Source organism: Hydrogenophaga sp. (assembly GCF_031426985.1).
Classification (GTDB): domain Bacteria; phylum Pseudomonadota; class Gammaproteobacteria; order Burkholderiales; family Burkholderiaceae_C; genus Hydrogenophaga.
In genome coordinates this window covers 1-16956 of the sequence record NZ_JASJOY010000133.1, presented here as the reverse complement: position 1 = coordinate 16956, position 16956 = coordinate 1, and the positions used below count along the sequence as shown (strand labels likewise).

The 16956-nt window shown below is 66.0% G+C and carries 18 protein-coding genes and 2 tRNA genes; 4 read left to right on the top strand and 16 right to left on the bottom strand.

The window, feature by feature from the left end; all coding sequences use genetic code 11:
- Both RMP09_RS15730 and RMP09_RS15725 read left to right on the top strand, forming a co-directional pair.
- The coding region (locus tag RMP09_RS15730) for an ATP-binding cassette domain-containing protein (RefSeq protein ID WP_310566927.1) at positions 1-1232 on the top strand (1232 nt) is incomplete at its 5' end.
- Positions 1233-1307: 75 nt separating this feature from the next.
- Entirely contained in the window at positions 1308-1562 is a 255-nt protein-coding gene (locus tag RMP09_RS15725) for a GlsB/YeaQ/YmgE family stress response membrane protein (RefSeq protein WP_310566926.1), read from the top strand.
- A 190-nt stretch (positions 1563-1752) separates the two neighbouring features.
- Here the strand turns inward: RMP09_RS15725 and RMP09_RS15720 are convergent.
- From RMP09_RS15720 to RMP09_RS15650, 15 genes are all read right to left on the bottom strand, one after another.
- Positions 1753-1828 (bottom strand) — tRNA-Lys (locus RMP09_RS15720).
- A gap of 68 nt (positions 1829-1896) precedes the next feature.
- Positions 1897-1972 (bottom strand) — tRNA-Lys (locus RMP09_RS15715).
- 35 nt (positions 1973-2007) lie between these two features.
- Positions 2008-2808, bottom strand: a complete 801-nt coding sequence (locus RMP09_RS15710) for a tRNA threonylcarbamoyladenosine dehydratase (protein WP_310566925.1) — start codon at positions 2806-2808, stop codon at positions 2008-2010.
- Between the two features lie 19 nt (positions 2809-2827).
- Positions 2828-3949: a YeeE/YedE family protein gene (locus RMP09_RS15705; protein ID WP_310566929.1), complete on the bottom strand. Its 1122-nt coding sequence runs from the start codon at positions 3947-3949 to the stop codon at positions 2828-2830.
- A gap of 45 nt (positions 3950-3994) precedes the next feature.
- Complete coding sequence (gene ybgF, locus RMP09_RS15700) at positions 3995-4774, bottom strand: tol-pal system protein YbgF (RefSeq protein WP_310566924.1); 780 nt, start codon at positions 4772-4774, stop codon at positions 3995-3997.
- Positions 4775-4803: 29 nt separating this feature from the next.
- Positions 4804-5343: a peptidoglycan-associated lipoprotein Pal gene (gene pal, locus RMP09_RS15695; protein WP_310566923.1), complete on the bottom strand. Its 540-nt coding sequence runs from the start codon at positions 5341-5343 to the stop codon at positions 4804-4806.
- A gap of 130 nt (positions 5344-5473) precedes the next feature.
- Positions 5474-6790 (bottom strand): Tol-Pal system beta propeller repeat protein TolB, encoded by a 1317-nt coding sequence (gene tolB / locus RMP09_RS15690; RefSeq protein WP_409559739.1) that lies wholly within the window; start codon positions 6788-6790, stop codon positions 5474-5476.
- 152 nt (positions 6791-6942) lie between these two features.
- Positions 6943-8460, bottom strand: coding sequence for a ribonuclease G (rng, locus tag RMP09_RS15685; RefSeq protein WP_310566922.1), 1518 nt, complete (start codon positions 8458-8460; stop codon positions 6943-6945).
- 23 nt (positions 8461-8483) lie between these two features.
- The gene (locus RMP09_RS15680; RefSeq protein WP_310566921.1) at positions 8484-9107 is read right to left on the bottom strand and encodes a Maf family protein; all 624 of its coding nucleotides are present in this window, start codon (positions 9105-9107) and stop codon (positions 8484-8486) included.
- A gap of 96 nt (positions 9108-9203) precedes the next feature.
- Positions 9204-9671 (bottom strand): 23S rRNA (pseudouridine(1915)-N(3))-methyltransferase RlmH, encoded by a 468-nt coding sequence (rlmH, locus tag RMP09_RS15675; protein ID WP_310566920.1) that lies wholly within the window; start codon positions 9669-9671, stop codon positions 9204-9206.
- Entirely contained in the window at positions 9668-10483 is an 816-nt protein-coding gene (gene rsfS, locus RMP09_RS15670) for a ribosome silencing factor (protein ID WP_310566919.1), read from the bottom strand. Before rsfS ends, rlmH begins: the two co-directional genes overlap by 4 nt.
- Complete coding sequence (nadD, locus tag RMP09_RS15665) at positions 10480-11151, bottom strand: nicotinate (nicotinamide) nucleotide adenylyltransferase (protein ID WP_310566918.1); 672 nt, start codon at positions 11149-11151, stop codon at positions 10480-10482. Before nadD ends, rsfS begins: the two co-directional genes overlap by 4 nt.
- A complete protein-coding gene (gene hemF / locus RMP09_RS15660) occupies positions 11148-12062 on the bottom strand; it encodes an oxygen-dependent coproporphyrinogen oxidase (protein ID WP_310566917.1) in 915 nt (304 codons plus the stop codon). The genes nadD and hemF overlap by 4 nt, the downstream gene beginning before the upstream one ends.
- Positions 12063-12078: 16 nt before the next feature.
- Positions 12079-13353, bottom strand: a complete 1275-nt coding sequence (purD, locus tag RMP09_RS15655) for a phosphoribosylamine--glycine ligase (RefSeq protein ID WP_310566916.1) — start codon at positions 13351-13353, stop codon at positions 12079-12081.
- 144 nt (positions 13354-13497) lie between these two features.
- Complete coding sequence (locus RMP09_RS15650) at positions 13498-14217, bottom strand: YebC/PmpR family DNA-binding transcriptional regulator (protein ID WP_310566915.1); 720 nt, start codon at positions 14215-14217, stop codon at positions 13498-13500.
- 88 nt (positions 14218-14305) lie between these two features.
- Here RMP09_RS15650 and RMP09_RS15645 point away from each other — a divergent pair, with 88 nt between their 5' ends.
- Positions 14306-15850 carry a DUF853 domain-containing protein gene (locus tag RMP09_RS15645; RefSeq protein ID WP_310566914.1) on the top strand — a complete coding sequence of 515 codons (1545 nt, stop codon included), beginning with the start codon at positions 14306-14308 and terminating at the stop codon, positions 15848-15850.
- Positions 15851-15867: 17 nt separating this feature from the next.
- Positions 15868-16341, top strand: a complete 474-nt coding sequence (locus RMP09_RS15640; RefSeq protein WP_310566913.1) for a DUF1499 domain-containing protein — start codon at positions 15868-15870, stop codon at positions 16339-16341.
- A 68-nt stretch (positions 16342-16409) separates the two neighbouring features.
- Here RMP09_RS15640 and RMP09_RS15635 read toward each other — a convergent pair.
- Positions 16410-16956 (bottom strand): AAA family ATPase (locus RMP09_RS15635; protein WP_310566912.1); only part of this gene is annotated, 547 nt, incomplete at its 5' end.

Below are 16956 nucleotides of genomic sequence, written 5' to 3'. Positions count from 1 at the left end.
GCTTCAAGGCCAAGGCCAGCAAGGCCAAGCAGGCGCAAAGCCGCGTCAAGGCGCTCGAACGCATGGAAAAGATCGGCCCGGTGCTGGCCGAAGCCGAGTTCACTTTCGAGTTCAGCGAACCGCAGAACCTCCCCAACCCCATGCTGGCCATGCAGGACGTGTGCTTCGGCTACCCGCCGCTGGACAACGACGGCGGCGAACCGACCGTGATCGTGCGCAACGTCAGCCGTTCGGTGCTGGCGGGCCAGCGCATCGGCATCCTGGGCGCCAACGGCCAGGGCAAGTCCACGGTGGTCAAGACCATCGCGCGCGACCTCGCCGCCATCAGCGGCCAGATCACCGAAGGCAAGGGCCTGAACATCGGCTACTTCGCCCAGCAGGAACTGGACGTGCTGCGCCCCGCCGACACGCCACTGGAACACATGATCCGCCTGGTCAAGGACTGCACCGCGCAAGGGCGGCTCAGCGGCCAGGCCACGCGCGAGCAGGACCTGCGCAGCTTCCTGGGCAGCTTCAACTTCACCGGCGACCAGGTCAAACAGGCCGTGGGCAGCATGAGCGGTGGCGAGAAGGCGCGACTGGTGCTGTGCATGATCGTCTGGCAACGCCCCAACCTGCTGCTGCTGGACGAACCCACCAACCACCTGGACCTGGCCACGCGCGAAGCGCTGTCGATGGCGCTCAACGAGTTCGAAGGCACGGTGATGCTGGTCAGCCACGACCGTCACCTCTTGCGCGCGGTGTGCGATGAGTTCTGGCTGGTCTCGCGTGGCGGCATCGGCCCCTTCGACGGCGACCTGGACGACTACCAGCGCTACTTGCTGGACATGGCCAAACAGGCGCGCGAAGCGCAGCGGCAGGAACAGAAGGGCCTCAAAAATGCGGTCGCCGAGCCAGTGGTCGCGGCGGCCCCTGCCCCCGTGGCCCCACCGGCCGTCAACCGCAGCCCCGAGCAGCGCAAACTGGATGCACAGCGCCGCCAGCAACGTGCCGAGCAACTGCGCCCGCTCAAAAAAGAGCAGGAGCAGGCCGAAAAGCGCATGGCCACCCTCAACACCGAAAAGCAGGCGCTGGAAGACACACTGAGCCAGCCCGCCAGCGCCCCCACCCTGGCGGACACGGGGCGCCGCCTCAAAGCGGTGAACGACGAGCTGGAAAGGCTGGAACTGCGCTGGCTGGAACTGGGCGAGCAACTGGAAGCCAGCGCCATCGACGGCGATGCGACCGCCTGAACACCGCGTGACACGCAGACGGGTTAGTATTTACGCGCTACAGCTTCAACGCGATTTTTGAAAGGCAACGCACACATGATGTCCATTCTGGGAACCCTGTTCATCGGCCTCATCGCCGGCTTCATCGCCCGCGCCATCAAACCCGGCGACGACGGCATGGGCTGGATCATGACCGCCGTGCTCGGCGTGGCCGGCTCCTTCGTGGCCAGCTACGGCGGTGCTGCGCTCGGGCTGTATTCACCCGGGCAGCCGGCCAGCTTCATCGGTTCCGTCGTGGGCGCGGTTCTGTTGCTGGTGGCCTATGGTTTCCTGAAGAAGAAACAGGCCTGACACCCGCTCGCCAGCATCCGCTGGCTTGAACCCAACGTCGGCACCCATAAAAAAAGAGCCCTGACCTTTCTCGGTCGGGGCTCTTTTTTTATAGGGCAGAAGAAACTGTCACCCAAGGGCAGCAAACGCACAAACGAAAAAGCCTGCTACTGATTTAGTAGCAGGCTTTCAAGCCCCCTCGCGGGGAATTTGGTGGGACGTGCGCGACTCGAACGCGCGACCTACGGATTAAAAGTCCGCTGCTCTACCAACTGAGCTAACGTCCCATCAACTGATGGTGCTGATCCACGCAAGCCCAGAAAGGCTTCGTGCGAATCAAAACCAGAGAAACCTCTGGTGGGGCGTGAGTGACTCGAACACTCGACCTACGGATTAAGAGTCCGCTGCTCTACCAACTGAGCTAACGCCCCGCTTTCACGGGTTCGCTGTAGTGCGAAGCCTCAGATTATAGCGTCGAAATTGGGCTCTTTTGAAGCGTCGCAAAACCTTTTGCACGCGCAGCCAAGGTATTCATCACCCAACCCGCGGCGCACAGGCCAAAAGTGGCGGTGACACTGACGACCGATCCATAACCGTGGCAGTTGAGCGATCCATCGACCGCGTCTATTGCACACGAGGCGTCGGGCGGCGCCACGGCTTCGCGGCTGAACACACAGGCGGTGCCCATGCGGCCCTGGCGCGCCCCACCGTGCTGCTTGCGCAAGCGGTAACGCAGCTGTGCAAGCAGTGGATCGTGGGTGACCTCGGCCAGGTCGGCCACCTCGACCGCTTGCGGCAGTCGCTTGCCACCCGCCGCGCCCACCGTCACGAACGGCAGCTTGCACCGGCTGGCCCAGGCGGCCAGCGCCGTCTTGGCTCGCACCTGATCACAGGCGTCAATGAGCGCCGTCGGTTCTTCACCTTGCAGCAACTGCGGCCAGTTGTCGGGCGTCACGAAATCGTCGATCACGTCGACCACACACCCCGGATGGAAGCCGGCGATGCGCTCGCGCATGGCCTCGGCCTTGGCCTGGCCCAGCGTGCTGTCCTGTGCGTGGATTTGCCGGTTGATGTTCGAGGCCGACACGTGGTCCAGATCGATCAGGCTCAGGCGCCGCACACCGCTGCGCGCCAACGCTTCCACAGCCCAGGACCCGACACCACCGATGCCCACAACGGCCACGTGTGCGTCAAAAATGTTTTGCGCGCCCTGGACGCCGTAAAGCCGGCGCAGGCCGCCGAAGCGGCGTTCGAAATCGTCGGTCATCGCGGGGTTCGTGCTGGCATCAGCCGCGTTCGAGCAGCCACATCTGGAAACGCAAGCCCAGCACCGCGCCCAGCACGATGCCCATCACCGCGATGACGCTGGTCAGGCTCAGGGTGGACAGGCCCGAGAGGCCCTGCCCCACAGTGCAGCCCAGCGCGGTGACGCCACCCACGCCCATGAGTGCCGCGCCCGACAGGTGCAAGGCCGTGTCCTGCGTGCTGCGAAAGCCTTCCCAGTGGAAGCTCTTGTCCAGCAACGACTGCACGAACGACCCAAGCACCACCCCGGCGACCGCCACCACGCCGGTGGTCAACAGGTTGGAGGCATCGCTGAAGCGGATCAACCAGTCCTGCGCGTAGGCCATGGGCGCGGTGAACGAGAAAGACTCCATGCGCCCGGTGTCGGTGGCCAGGTAAACCGATTCCAGCGTTTCGGGATGCTCGGCCACGAACCCCAGCCGCCCGCTGATCCACCACATGGCGGTGACGGTGAGGCCCAGCCCGATGCCGCCCAGCAGGTTGCCCGGCGTGCGGAAGTCTCGGCCGCTGAGCGCCCAGACCAGCAGTGCGCCTCCGACCAGCAGCGACAGGCCCATGCCGACGAAACCTGCATTCAGACCCGCCACATGGGCCAGCCAGGCCGGCAACGCGGCACCGCCCGGCATGGCAAACGTCACGGCGTCCACGGTGTTCACCCGCAACACCGCCAACACGCCACTCAAGGTGGCGTAGGCGGTGAACCCCATGACGAAGAACACCGTCAGCGCCTTGAGGCTGCCACCGCCAATGCGCACCAATGTTTTGCTGCCGCAGCCCGATGCGAGCACCATGCCGAAGCCGAACAGCACGCCGCCCAGCAGCGCCGAGAGCCAGATCACACGCCCCGTGGCGTAAATCGTCTGCGCTGGGTCGATCCAGCCGAGCCAGGCCATGCTGTGAAAGCCGATCATGGCCACCGCGACGGCGGTCGCCCACATGCGCATCCGCGTCCAGGAGCCCATGTTGACGATGTCGCTGACCGCCCCCATGGTGCAGAAGTGGGTGCGTTGGGCGATGAAACCGAAGACTGTTGCGGCCGCGAAAGCGGCCCACAGCACCAAGTTGTTCTGTTGTTGTAGAGCGGCAATGTCCATGCCGGGGATTGTAGAAGCAGGCCCCAATCCCCGGCGGCGGCGCCGGCCTTGCGCTCAGCGCAGGCGGCTCAGACGTTCGCGCGCGGCGCCGGCCGCTTCCGACTGGGGATGCGCCTTGACCAGGTCCTCAAGCGTGCGCCGCGCGGCCTTGGTGTCCTTGAGCTCGACCTGGCTGTTGGCGATGGCGAGCTGCGCCTCGGGCGTGCGGGGGTGCTCCGGAAAGTGCGTCACGAGGCGACGGTGCGTCTCGACCGCGGCCTTGTACTCCCTGCCAGCGTATTGGGCGTTGCCCAGCCAGTACAGCGCAGCGGCGGAGTAGCCGCTGTCGGGATAACGCTTCAGGAACTGCTGGTACGCCTGGGCCGCAGCGTCAAATTCGGTGCGCCGCAGGATTTCCATGGCGGCGTCGAAATCGCGCTTTTCGGTCGGTGAGGCGGTGAAGTCCTTGCCGTCCAGCGACACCTTCACCGGCTCTACCTTGCGCAGCCGCTCGTCCAGACCGAGCTGCACGTCTTTTTGTTGGCGCTGCAGTTCGGAAACTTCGCGCGTCAGTTGTTCGTTCTGCCCGCGCAGGCGTGCCACTTCGGCCCGCAGTTGCTCGATCTGGTTCGCCAGATCCAGCAGGCTGCGGCGCGTGGTGGTCTGTCCATCGCGCGCTTCTTCGGCCGTGCGGTTGGTCGCGGCGTTGGCGGCTTCGGCGGCCTGGCGGTTGATCTCGACGCGCTGGCGCAGTTCGATGATGGCCTTGCGCGCCTCATCGTCGTCGAACAAGGCATGGGCCTGTAGCGGCCAGACCAGCGCGAGTGCGCTGGACAGCGGAAGCAGACCACGCATCAGACAGATGGAAAAGAGCTTCATGCGCATCAGCGGTACGTGAATTCGACCCGACGGTTCTTGGCGTAGGCCTCTTCGGTGAAGCCGTTGGCGGCGGGTTTTTCTTCGCCGAAGCTGACCGGCTCGACCTGCTTGTCGCTCACGCCCAGCAAGGTGAGCGCGCGCCGCACGGCTTCGGCCCGCTTCTGCCCGAGCGCGAGGTTGTATTCGCGGCCACCGCGTTCATCGGTATGGCCTTCCAGGGCCAGGCGCCGTTTGCCATCGGCCATGAGGTACTTCGCATTGGCTTCCAGCATGCCCGCAAAATCGCGCTTGATCTCAAAGCTGTCGTAGTCGAAATACACCACCCGCGTCATGGCATCGGGTTGGGGCGCTTCGGTCGGGCTGACCTGAACCGGTGACACGCTGCGCTGGTCGGCACCGCCGGATGTTGCGGACGGTGCCGTCACGGCCCCCTGCCCGAGCGGAGAAACGGCTGTGGCGGCCCTGTCAACCACCGGCACCTCTTCCAGCGGGACACTGGAAGCACAGCCAGCGAGGCCGGCCGCGACCACCAGAGAGACGGTCATGGCCAGACGCCGGGTCGACTGCCCGGCTGCACCGAAAAAGCGTTGCTTGATCATGTTCGTGGTCTTTCAGGTCCAGGTGGAAACAGACCTGCAGCAACAGCACCACAGGTTCGAGGCGGGCGCAGGGCGCTCAGCGCAGGAAGGGGCCCCATTCGGGTTCCCGGATGTCACCCTGCGCACCGGCGAGGCGGGTTTTGATGCGGCCATCGATGCTGGTAGTCATCAGGGCCTCTTGCCCTTTGTCGCGCGTGGCATAAATGATCATCCGACCGTTGGGCGCGAAGCTCGGACTCTCGTCGGCGCTGGTGTCGGTCAGGGCTGTCACATCACCGCTGGCCAGTTCCATCACGTGCAGGCGGAACGCGCCGCTGACACGGGAAATGAAAGCCAGGTGCCGGCCATCCGGACTGATCGATGGCGAGATGTTGTAGTTCCCGTTGAAGGTGATGCGTTGGGGGTTGCCGCCCTGCGCACCCATGCGGTAGATCTGCGGAGAACCGCCACGGTCGCTCACGAAGTAGATGGACTTGCCGTCCGCGCTGAACACGGGTTCGGTGTCGATGCTCTCGGTCTGCGTCAGGCGCCGCGGCTCGCCGCCATCGGCCCCCACGGCATAGATCTGGGCATTGCCCGAAATGGAGAGCGTGGCCACCAGTTGCTTGCCATCGGGCGACCAGGCCGGCGCGCTGTTGGAGCCGCGGAAGTTGGCCAGCAGACGCCGTTTGCCGGTGGACACATCGTGTGCATAGATCACGGGCTTGCGCGCCTCGAACGAGACGTAGGCCAGTTGCGTGCCACCCGGCGCCCAGCTGGGCGAGATGATGGGTTCGGGGCTGCCCAGCGCGGCACGGGCGTTTTCACCGTCGGCATCGGCCACCCAGAGCTGGTAGCGCTGACCCGCCTTGCTCACGTAGGCGATGCGGGTGGAGAACACCCCTTTGTCACCGGTGATCTTCTCGTACACCTGGTCGGCGATGCGGTGAGCGGCCAGACGCAGGTCGGCCGCCGCCACCGGGTAACTCAGGCCACCCAGGTCCTGTCCACGCACCAGATCCCAGAGCCGGAACCGCACATCGAAGCGACCATCGGCCAGGCGGCTGACGCTACCCACCACCAGCGAATCTGCCCCTTTGCCGCGCCAGGCAGACAGGTCTGGCCGGGTGGACTCATCGAGGTTGCCAACCACCGGCTCTGAAAAACGGAACTGGCCGCTGCGCTCCAGATCGGCGCGCACGATGGCCGCGATGTTCTGACTCGCCGCATCGTTGCCGCGAAAGTTCACGATCGAGAAGGGGAACTGCGTCAGGCCGACGCCGGAGACTTCGACCCGGAACTGTGCATGGGCATCACGCAGCGGCCAGGCCATCAGAGGGAGAGCGCCTGCTGCGCACAGCAGGCCTTGGCGACGGGTCGGCGCCCAGTATTCCAGTCGGGTCAAATCCAGCATCCTTGTAGAACGAGGCCCTGTGCGGGTAGCTGCCGATAATAGCGGAGGCCTTGCAGGCTCCCGTGACAAGTTGTGATCTCTTCTGGATCTCGAACACGCCCCCTGGGTTCCCCGCGAACATCACGTCACACCAGCGCGCGAGGCCCCTCCGTTCACAACAGCACGATGTCGTACTGCTCCTGCGTCATCGATCCCTCGGACTGCAGCGAGATCGGCTTGCCGATGAAATCGCTCAGGCCGGCCAGGTGCTGGCTTTCTTCGTCCAGAAACAGCTCCACCACCTGGGCCGACGCCACCACGCGGAACTCGCGTGGATTGAAGGCCCGGGCTTCGCGCAGGATCTCGCGCAGGATGTCATAGCAGACACTGCGCGCCGTCTTCACCACCCCCTTGCCAGCGCAGGCACCACAAGGCTCGCTGAGCATGTGCGCCAGCGATTCGCGGGTGCGCTTGCGCGTCATCTCCAACAAGCCCAGCTGCGAAAAACCGCCGGTCATGGTCTTGACGCGATCGCGGGCCAGCTGCTTGCGGAATTCGGTCAGCACCGCGTCGCGGTGGTCTTCGCGCACCATGTCGATGAAGTCCACGATGACGATGCCGCCCAGATTGCGCAAGCGCAGTTGCCGCGCAATGGCTTGCGAGGCTTCCAGGTTGGTGCGAAACACCGTGTCGTCAAAATTGCGGGCCCCCACAAATCCGCCGGTGTTCACGTCCACCGTGGTCAGCGCTTCGGTCTGATCGATGACCAGGTAACCACCGGACTTGAGATCCACCCGTCGGCTGAGCGCGCGGGCGATGTCCTCGTCGATGTTGAACAGATCGAAGATGGGCCGCTCGCCGGTGTAGAGCTGCAGCTTGGGCAGCGTGTCGGGCATGAACTCGATGGCGAAAGCCTGCAGCAGCCCGAACTGCTCGCGCGAGTCGATGCGGATGGACTGCGTCTGTGCGCTGACCAGGTCGCGCAGCACGCGCTGCATCAGGTTCAGGTCTTCGTGCAGCAGCGTGGCGGGCGGCTGGCGGGTGGCGGCTTCCTTGATGCGTTGCCAGGTCTTGCGCAGGTAGGCGATGTCTTCCTTGAGCTCTTCATCCGACGCATCTTCGGCGTTGGTGCGCAGGATGAACCCGCCCGTGGCACCGCCGTCGGCCGGCGTCGCCAGCCCCATCACCCGCTGGCGCAGGGCCTCGCGCTGTGCCGACGGAATCTTCTGCGACACGCCGACGTGGTTGTCCTGCGGCAGGAACACCAGCAGCCGCCCGGCGATGCTGATCTGCGCCGTCAGGCGCGCGCCCTTGGTACCGATCGGGTCCTTGAGCACCTGCACCATCAGCGCCTGACCTTCGAAAATCTGGCGCTCGATGGGTTGCACCGGATCGCCTTCAAGCACCTTGCCGCCGGCTTCCGCAGTGCCCTTCTCGCGTGGCGCCGCGTGTTTGGCGGCGATGTTGGGCATCAGGTCGGCAACGTGCAGGAAGGCGGCACGGTCCAGTCCGATGTCGATGAAGGCCGACTGCATGCCCGGCAGCACACGCGAAACCTTGCCCAGGTAGATGTTGCCGACCAGACCGCGTTCGAGCGTGCGTTCCAGGTGCACCTCTTGTACCGCGCCCTGCTCCACCACCGCCACGCGGGTCTCCTGGGGTGCCCAGTTGATGAGGATGTCCTGGCTCATGCTTGTCTCGATGTGTGGGGTGTTCAGCAGGCGAGCCGCACGTCGGCGGCGCGCAGCAGTTGCGCGGTTTCGTGCGCGGGCAAGCCCATGATGCCCGAGTAGCTGCCGCTGATGTGCCGGATGTGCAGCGCCGCGGCGCCCTGGATGGCATAGGCCCCCGCTTTGCCCATGGGCTCACCGCTGGCAACGTAGCGGCGGATGTCGGCGGCGCTCCACGCGTCGAACGTGACCTGCGATACGGACAAGGCCGCCCATTGGCGAACGGCACCACGGGCGGCGGGCCGCGCCACCGCCACCGCCGTCAGCACCCGGTGCTGTTGACCCGAAAGGTCCGCCAGCATGCGCCGGGCCTCGGCCGCATCGGCGGGTTTGCCCAGGATGCGCCGCCCCAGGGCCACGGTGGTGTCGGCACACAGAACCGGGGCCAGCGGCAGGCCGCGGCGCCGCAGCCGCTCGACGGAAGCCTGTAACTTCAGCCCCGTCACGCGTTGCACGTAGGCGGCCGGCGCTTCGGCGCCCTTGACCGCCTCCAGCGCTTCCACATCCTCGCCCTCATCGGGCAGCAGAAGTTCGCAACGCACGCCCCACTGTTCCAGCAACTGCTTGCGGCGCGGGCTTTGGGAGGCGAGGTAAATGAAGGGATTCATGTCAGCGATGGGCATGCGTGGTGCCCCCGGACCGCCCCGAGGCGGACCGGCCCCGTTGGGAGACAGCAAGCGCCGCGGTGGAGCGGGGGAACCACATCACTCCCTGTGGTAGGGGTGGTTGGCGTTGATGGACCAGGCGCGGTAGAGCTGCTCGATCAGCAGCACCCGCACCATGGCGTGTGGCAGGGTGAGGTCGGACAGGCGGATGCGCTGGTGGGCGGCCGAGCGAAAAGCGGGCTCCAGCCCGTCAGGCCCACCGATGACCAGGGCCACGTCGTCGCCACCCTGCTGCCAGGCCTGCAACTGCGTCGCCAGCGCCTTGGTGGTCAGCTGGGTACCCCGCTCGTCCAGCACCACTGTGCGGCAGCCCTTGGGCAGTGCCGCCACGATGCGCTCGCGCTCGGCAGCCATGACCGTTTCCACGGTCTTGGAACCGCGCGGCTCGGTTTTGACGGTCTTGATCTCCACCCGCAACTCGGGTGGAAAGCGCTTGGCGTAATCGTCGTAGGCGGTCTGGGCCCAGTCGGGCATGCGCTGCCCGACCGCGACGATCACCAGCTTCATGCCTTTTTCTTGGCAGCTGGCTTGGCCGCAGCGCGCTTGACGGCCGGCTTGCTCGGGGCCTTGGCAGCGGGTTTGGCTGCGGGTTTGGTCGCGCTCTTGGGCTTGACGACCACGGTCTTGACGGTCTTCTTGGCCGGTGCCGCGCCAGCGGCAACCTTGCGCACCGGCGTCTTGGCGGCTGCGGTCTTGGCCACGGGGGTCTTCGCCGGGGCCTTGGTGACGGCCTTGGTGGTTGTTTTGGCCGCGGTCTTCGCTGCGGACGTGGTGCCGGTCTTGGCCGCCGCCTTCTTCGCCGGAGCCTTCACGGCCTCGGGTGCCGCAGCGGCCTTGGCCTGCTTGCGTGCGAGCGACTTGGCGTCCACCGGTTTGACGTCCTTGACCGCGCCCTTGCGCGTGGTCTTGGTGGCGGGCTTGGCGGCCTCGCGTGCTTCGGCGGCTTTCTCGGCCGCGGTTTTCAGGCGCACCGGCTTGGCGCCCCAGATTTCTTCGAGGCGGTAGTACTGGCGGATCACTGGCTGCATCACGTGGGCCACGGCCTGGCCGCAGTCCACGATGATCCATTCGCCGTTTTCTTCGCCTTCGATGCGCGGCTTGTCGAAGCCCGCTTCACGCACGGCGTCGCGCACGCTCGCGGCCAGTGCCTTGGTCTGGCGGTTGGAGGTGCCGCTGGCGACAATCACACGCTCGAACAGCGGCGACAAGGTCTCGGTGTTGAACACCACAATGTCTTGGCCCTTGACGTCCTCCAGTCCGTCCACGATCGCGCGCTGGAGTTTCTGGATGTCTTTTTTGGCAGTGGTTTCGCTGGTCATGAGGGCTTCTGATAGAGATGGTGTTGTGAAATATAGCTTGCCACCGGCTGGGGCACCAGCGCGGCGTGGGTACCGGCACGGCCCAGCGCTTGCCCGAAACGGGCCCGCACGGCGGTGGCACTGATATTGGTCAGGGGCATGTCCAGCCGGATAAAGGGCAGGTCCACGCCCGAGAGGTCGGTCTCGGCTTGTGTGTCGTCCAGCGCGTCCGCGCCGATGCGCGTGGCCCGGTTGGCCACGGCCAGCTGCGCCATTTGCAGCACCTCGGGCCAGCGCATCCAGGTCTTGAACGCCAGCAACTGGTCGGCGCCCAGCAGCAGGAACAGCTGTGCCGCCGGGTATTCCTGGCGCAGCTCCTGCAAGGTGTCTGCCGTGAAGCTGGGGCCGCTGCGGCGCGTTTCGCGGGGGTCCACCTGGGTGTGCGGCAGATCACCGAAGGCCAGCAGGCACATGGCCAGCCGGTGTTGCGCGTCGGTCAGCGAGCGCGCCTTGTGCCAGGCCTGCCCGGTGGGCAGGATGAGCAAACGGTCCAGCCGCAACTGGGCAAGGGCCGCTTCGGCCAGCGCGCGGTGCGCCCAGTGCGGCGGATCGAACGCGCCGCCGTAGACGCCTATGCGCAGCGGCTGCGGTGGAGCGCACTCGGCGCTGCCGGCGTCCTGAGGGCTCAAACCCAGTCCTTGCGCACCAGAAACTCGCTGGTCAGCCGGGCCTCGGGCGAATCCGCCGGGTCCGTGCGCTGGTACGACCAGCTCACCATCGGCGGCATGGACAGCAGGATGGATTCGCTGCGGCCACCCGATTGCAGGCCGAAATGTGTGCCCCGGTCCCAGACCAGGTTGAATTCCACGTAGCGGCCACGGCGGTAGAGCTGGAAGTCACGTTCGCGCTCGCCATAGGCCGTGTCTTTGCGGCGGTCCACGATGGGCAGGTAGGCGTCCAGGAAGGCGTCGCCCACCGAACGCAGCATGGCGAAGCTGCCGTCGAAGCCGAACTCGGCGAAGTCGTCGAAGAACACGCCACCGATGCCGCGCTGCTCGTCGCGGTGCTTGAGGTAGAAGTACTCGTCGCACCACTTCTTGAAGCGGGGGTACTTGTCCACGCCGAACGGATCCAGCGCCCCCTTGCAGGTGCTGTGGAAATGCACCGCGTCTTCTTCAAACGCGTAGTAGGGCGTGAGGTCCATACCGCCCCCGAACCAGCACACCGGGGCGCTGCCCGCCGGCGTCGCCGCGATCATGCGCACGTTCATGTGCACCGTGGGCACATAGGGGTTGCGCGGGTGGAAAACCAGCGACACGCCCATGGCCTCGAAAGGTGCGCCGGCCAACTCGGGACGGTGCTGGGTCGCCGAAGGCGGGAGGCGCGGACCGGTGACGTGCGAGAAACCGCAACCGGCGCGCTCGAACACCGGGCCACCTTCCAGGATCTGCGTGATGCCCTGCCCCTGCAAGGTTTCGCCGGCGGGCTTCTTCCAGTGATCGACCACAAACCGGCCGCCGTCCACCAGGGCGACGGTGGAGGTGATGCGGTCTTGCAGACCGGTGAGGTAGTCGCGAACCTTTTGCGTCGAGCTGCTCATGCGGGCCTTTGAAATATCAGAGGGCGCGGTAGCCGATGTCGCGGCGGCACTGCATGCCGTCGAAACGGATGCCGTCGACCACGCCATAGGCTTTCTGCTGCGCGGCGGCCACGCTGTCGGCCAGCGCCGTCACGCACAGCACGCGGCCGCCCGAGACGACCACCTGCCCGTTGGCGTCGGCCGTGCCAGCGTGGAACACCATGCGGTCGGCTTCGTCACCCGGCAGGCCCGCAATGGCGTCGCCCTTGCGCGGGTTCATGGGGTAACCAGCCGCGGCCAGCACCACGCCCAGCGCCACGCGCGGGTCCCAGTCCAGCGTCACCTGGTCCAGCTCGGCGCGGGTGGCCGAAAGCAGCACCTGCGCGAGGTTGGAACGCAGCCGCATCATGATGGGTTGCGTTTCCGGGTCGCCCATGCGGCAGTTGAATTCCAGCGTCTTCACACGGCCGTCGGGTGTGATCATCAGGCCGGCGTACAGGAAGCCGGTGTAGGGGATGCCGTCGGCGGCCATGCCACGCAGCGTGGGCAGGATCACCTCGTCCATGGCGCGCTGGTGCACGGCGGGCGTGACCACCGGCGCGGGCGAGTACGCCCCCATGCCACCGGTGTTGGGGCCCTGGTCGGCGTCCAGCAGGCGCTTGTGGTCCTGGCTGGTGGCCAGCGCCAATGCGTTCACGCCATCGCACAGCACGATGAAGCTGGCTTCTTCGCCTTCGAGGAACTCCTCGATCACCACCCTGGCGCCGCCCTCGTTGTGCGCCACGCCCAGTGTGTTGTCCAGCAGCATGAAGTCGATCGCCTCGTGCGCCTCGGCCAGCGACATTGCCACCACCACGCCTTTGCCCGCCGCCAGGCCGTCGGCCTTGATCACGATGGGCGCGCCCTTGGCGTCCACGTAGGCGTGGGCCTGCACTGGGTCGGTGAACGTCTGGTATTCGGCGGTGGGGATGCCGTGGCGCTGCATGAAGGCCTTGCTGAAGGCCTTGGAGCTTTCCAGCTGGGCGGCCTTTTGCGTCGGGCCAAAAATCGCCAGACCGTGGGCGCGGAACTCGTCCACCACCCCGGCCGCCAGCGGTGCCTCGGGGCCAACGACCGTCAGGCCGATGGCGTTGGCCTGCGCCCATTCGCGCAACGCCACCTTGTCGGTGATCAGCAGGTTGGTCAGCTGCACATCCCGCGCCGTGCCGGCATTGCCCGGCGCCACGAACACCTGCTCCACGCCCTCGGACTGCTTGAGCTTCCACGCCAGCGCGTGCTCGCGGCCACCGCCGCCAATCACCAGAACCTTCAAATCCATCTCCAAAAATCAAACCAAACGGACCTCTACCGCAGCCCGGAGCGCGAAGACCCAGTCCGGAACGCGGCGGAACCGGCTTTGCCGGGCCGCACCGCGTTGCCCCCTTGAGGGGCGCGCGCGCAGCACGGCGGGGGTGGGTCAAAGACTTGCGTTGTGGAAGACTTCCTGCACGTCGTCCAGGTCTTCAATGATGTCCAGCAGCTTCTGCATGCGGGCCGCGTCTTCGCCGGTCAGCTCGATGGTGTTCTCGGGCCGCATGGTCACCTCGGCCACCTCGGGCTTGAGACCGGCGGCCTCCAGCGCATTCTTCACCGCCTCAAAGTCGGTGTAGGCGGTCAGCACCTCGATGGCGCCGTCGTCGTCGGTGATCACGTCCTCAGCGCCGGCTTCCAGCGCCACTTCCATCACCTTGTCTTCGCTCGTGCCCGGCGCAAAGATGATCTGGCCGCAATGCTTGAACTGGAACGCCACCGAACCGTCGGTGCCCAGGTTGCCGCCGTACTTGCTGAACGCGTGCCGAACTTCGGCCACGGTGCGCACCTTGTTGTCGGTCATGGTGTCGACAATGATCGCCGCACCGCCGATGCCGTAACCCTCGTAGCGGATTTCCTCCAGCGCCTGGCCTTCCAGGGCGCCCGAAGCCTTGTCGACGTTGTATTTGATGCGGTCGGCCGGCATGTTGGCCGCCTTGGCCTTGTCGATCGCCAGCCGCAGCCGCGGGTTCATGGCCGGATCGCCGCCACCGGTCCGGGCCGCGACCGTGATTTCACGGATCACGCGCGTCCAGATCTTGCCCCGCTTCTCATCCTGCCGGCCCTTGCGGTGTTGAATGTTGGCCCATTTGCTGTGTCCAGCCATGAGTGAATCCTTTTTTCTGACCAGAATTTGGTGTAATAACCTTCGATTTTACGACCCCCCTCTTCTCACTCTTCTGAGGACGCCCACCATGGCAGAACCGATGCTGATTGCCCAGAACGCCCACGCGCAATGCCACCTGCTGCCCAGCCTGGCCAACCGCCACGGCCTGATCACCGGGGCCACCGGCACCGGCAAGACCGTGACGCTGCAAACCCTGGCCGAACAGTTCTCCAACATCGGCGTGCCGGTGTTCATGGCCGACGTCAAGGGCGACCTCACCGGCATCAGCCAGACCGGCCAACTGCCCGAGAAGATCGTCAAAGTGCTGGCCGACCGCGGCCTCACCCCCACCGAACCGCAGGCCTGCCCCACCACGCTGTGGGACGTGTTCGGCGAACAGGGCCACCCGGTGCGCGCCACCATTTCCGACATGGGGCCGCTGCTGCTGGCGCGCATGCTGGACCTCAACGACACCCAGGCCGGCGTGCTCAACCTGGTGTTCAAGATCGCCGACGACAACGGCCTGCTGCTGCTGGACATGAAGGACCTGCGGGCCATGCTGCAGCACATCGGCGACAACGCCAAGCAGTTCACCACCGAGTACGGCAACATCAGCGCGGCGAGCATCGGCGCCATCCAGCGCGGCCTGCTGCAGATCGAACAACAAGGCGGCGACAAGTTCTTTGGCGAGCCCATGCTCGACATCAACGACTTCATGCAGACCGAGCGCGGCAAGGGCGTGATCAACATCCTGGCCGCCGACAAGCTGCTGAACGCGCCGCGCCTGTACGCCACCTTCCTGCTGTGGATGCTGTCGGAACTGTTCGAGACCCTGCCCGAGATCGGCGACCCGGAAAAACCCAAGCTGGTGTTCTTCTTCGACGAAGCCCACCTGTTGTTCGACGAAGCGCCCAAGATCCTGGTCGACCGCATCGAGTTGGTGGTGCGCCTGGTGCGTTCCAAGGGCGTGGGCGTGTATTTCGTGACCCAGAACCCGCTGGACATCCCCGACAGCGTGCTGGGCCAGCTGGGCAACCGCGTGCAGCACGCCTTGCGCGCCTTCACCCCGCGCGACCAGAAAGCGGTCAAGGCCACCGCACAGACCATGCGCCCCAAGGCCGGGCTCGACATCGAGGCCGCCATCACCGAACTGGCCGTGGGCGAGGCGCTGGTGAGCCTACTGGACACCAAGGGCCGCCCCAGCGAGACCGAACGCGTGTTTGTGTTCCCCCCTGGCAGCCAGCTCGGCCCCATCACGCCCGAGCAGCGCCAGGCGCTGTTGCAGAACTCGCTGGTGGCGGGTGTGTACGAAAAGGTGGTCGACCGCGAGAGCGCGTACGAAATGTTCCGCAAGCACGCAGGCGCCGCCGATGAAGCGCCGGCCGAAGCCAGCGATGCCCCCAAGACCCCGCGCATTCCCGGCGGAGCCAAGAAAGAGGCGGAAGCCGAAGGCGGCGGCATCGGTGGCATGCTCAATGAAGCCCTGTTCGGCCGTACCGGCCCGCGCGGGGGTCAGTACGACGGCCTGGTCCAGACCATGGCCAAGACGGCCGCCCGCAGCGTGGCCAGCGGCATCGGCCGCCAGATCGTGCGTGGCGTGCTCGGCAGTCTGCTGGGCGGCAGCAAACGGTGACCACGGTCCGGCAGCTGTTGTACAGCCTGCTGGGGCTGACGGCAGCGTTGCTGTTGGCAGGCCAGGCGGGCCTGTTTGCCGGGCAGCCGCCGTCCGGTCTGGGCGTTCATGACGGCCGGCTCAGACCCCCGTCCGACACGCCCAACAGCGTCAGCAGCCAAGCCGACCTGTACCCCGAGCACCCGCAGCGGGCGTATGCCCGTATCGATCCCCTCCCCTTGCGCCAGGGGGATGCCGCCGCGTCCCTGGCGGCGCTGGCCACCGTGTTGCGGGCCACGCCCGGCACCACATTGGTCGAGCAAGGCCCCGACTACCTGCGGGCCCAGGCACAGACCCGCTGGCTGAAGTTTGTGGACGACCTGGAATTCTGGTTCAACCCCGCCACGAACATGATTGAGCTGCGCAGCGCCAGCCGGCTGGGACGCAAGGATTTCGGTGTGAACCGCCAGCGCATCGAGGCGATCCGCGACGCCTATCTGGCGCATCCCTGAACACCATCCGACAGACGAAAAAAGGCCCGGTTGAACCGGGCCTTTTGCATGGCGGCGCGCAGCGCGGATCAGCCCGCCGTCGCCTCTTCCGGCTTGGCTTTGCCTTCCTTCTTGGGCAGGGGCAGGATGTCGAGCTTGACGTCATGGATGTCCTTGCCGTCTTCGCCGGTCTTGGTCTCCAGGTCCACCGTCAGACGGCCTCCTTCGGTCAAGCGACCAAACAACAGCTCGTCGGCCAGCGCACGGCGGATCGTGTCCTGGATCAGGCGTTGCATCGGGCGTGCCCCCATGAGCGGATCGAAGCCCTTCTTGGCCAGGTGCTTGCGCAGCGTGTCGGTGAAGGTGACCTCCACCTTCTTCTCGGCCAGTTGGCCTTCGAGCTGCAGCAGGAACTTGTCCACCACGCGCATGATGATCTGCTCGTCCAGCGCCTTGAAGTTGACGATGGCATCCAGCCGGTTGCGGAACTCGGGCGTGAACAGGCGCTTGATGTCGCCCATCTCGTCGCCCGCCACACGCGGGTTGGTGAAGCCGATGGTGGCCTTGTTCATGGTCTCGGCGCCCGCGTTGGTCGTCATGATGATGATGACGTTGCGGAAGTCGGCCTTGCGCCCG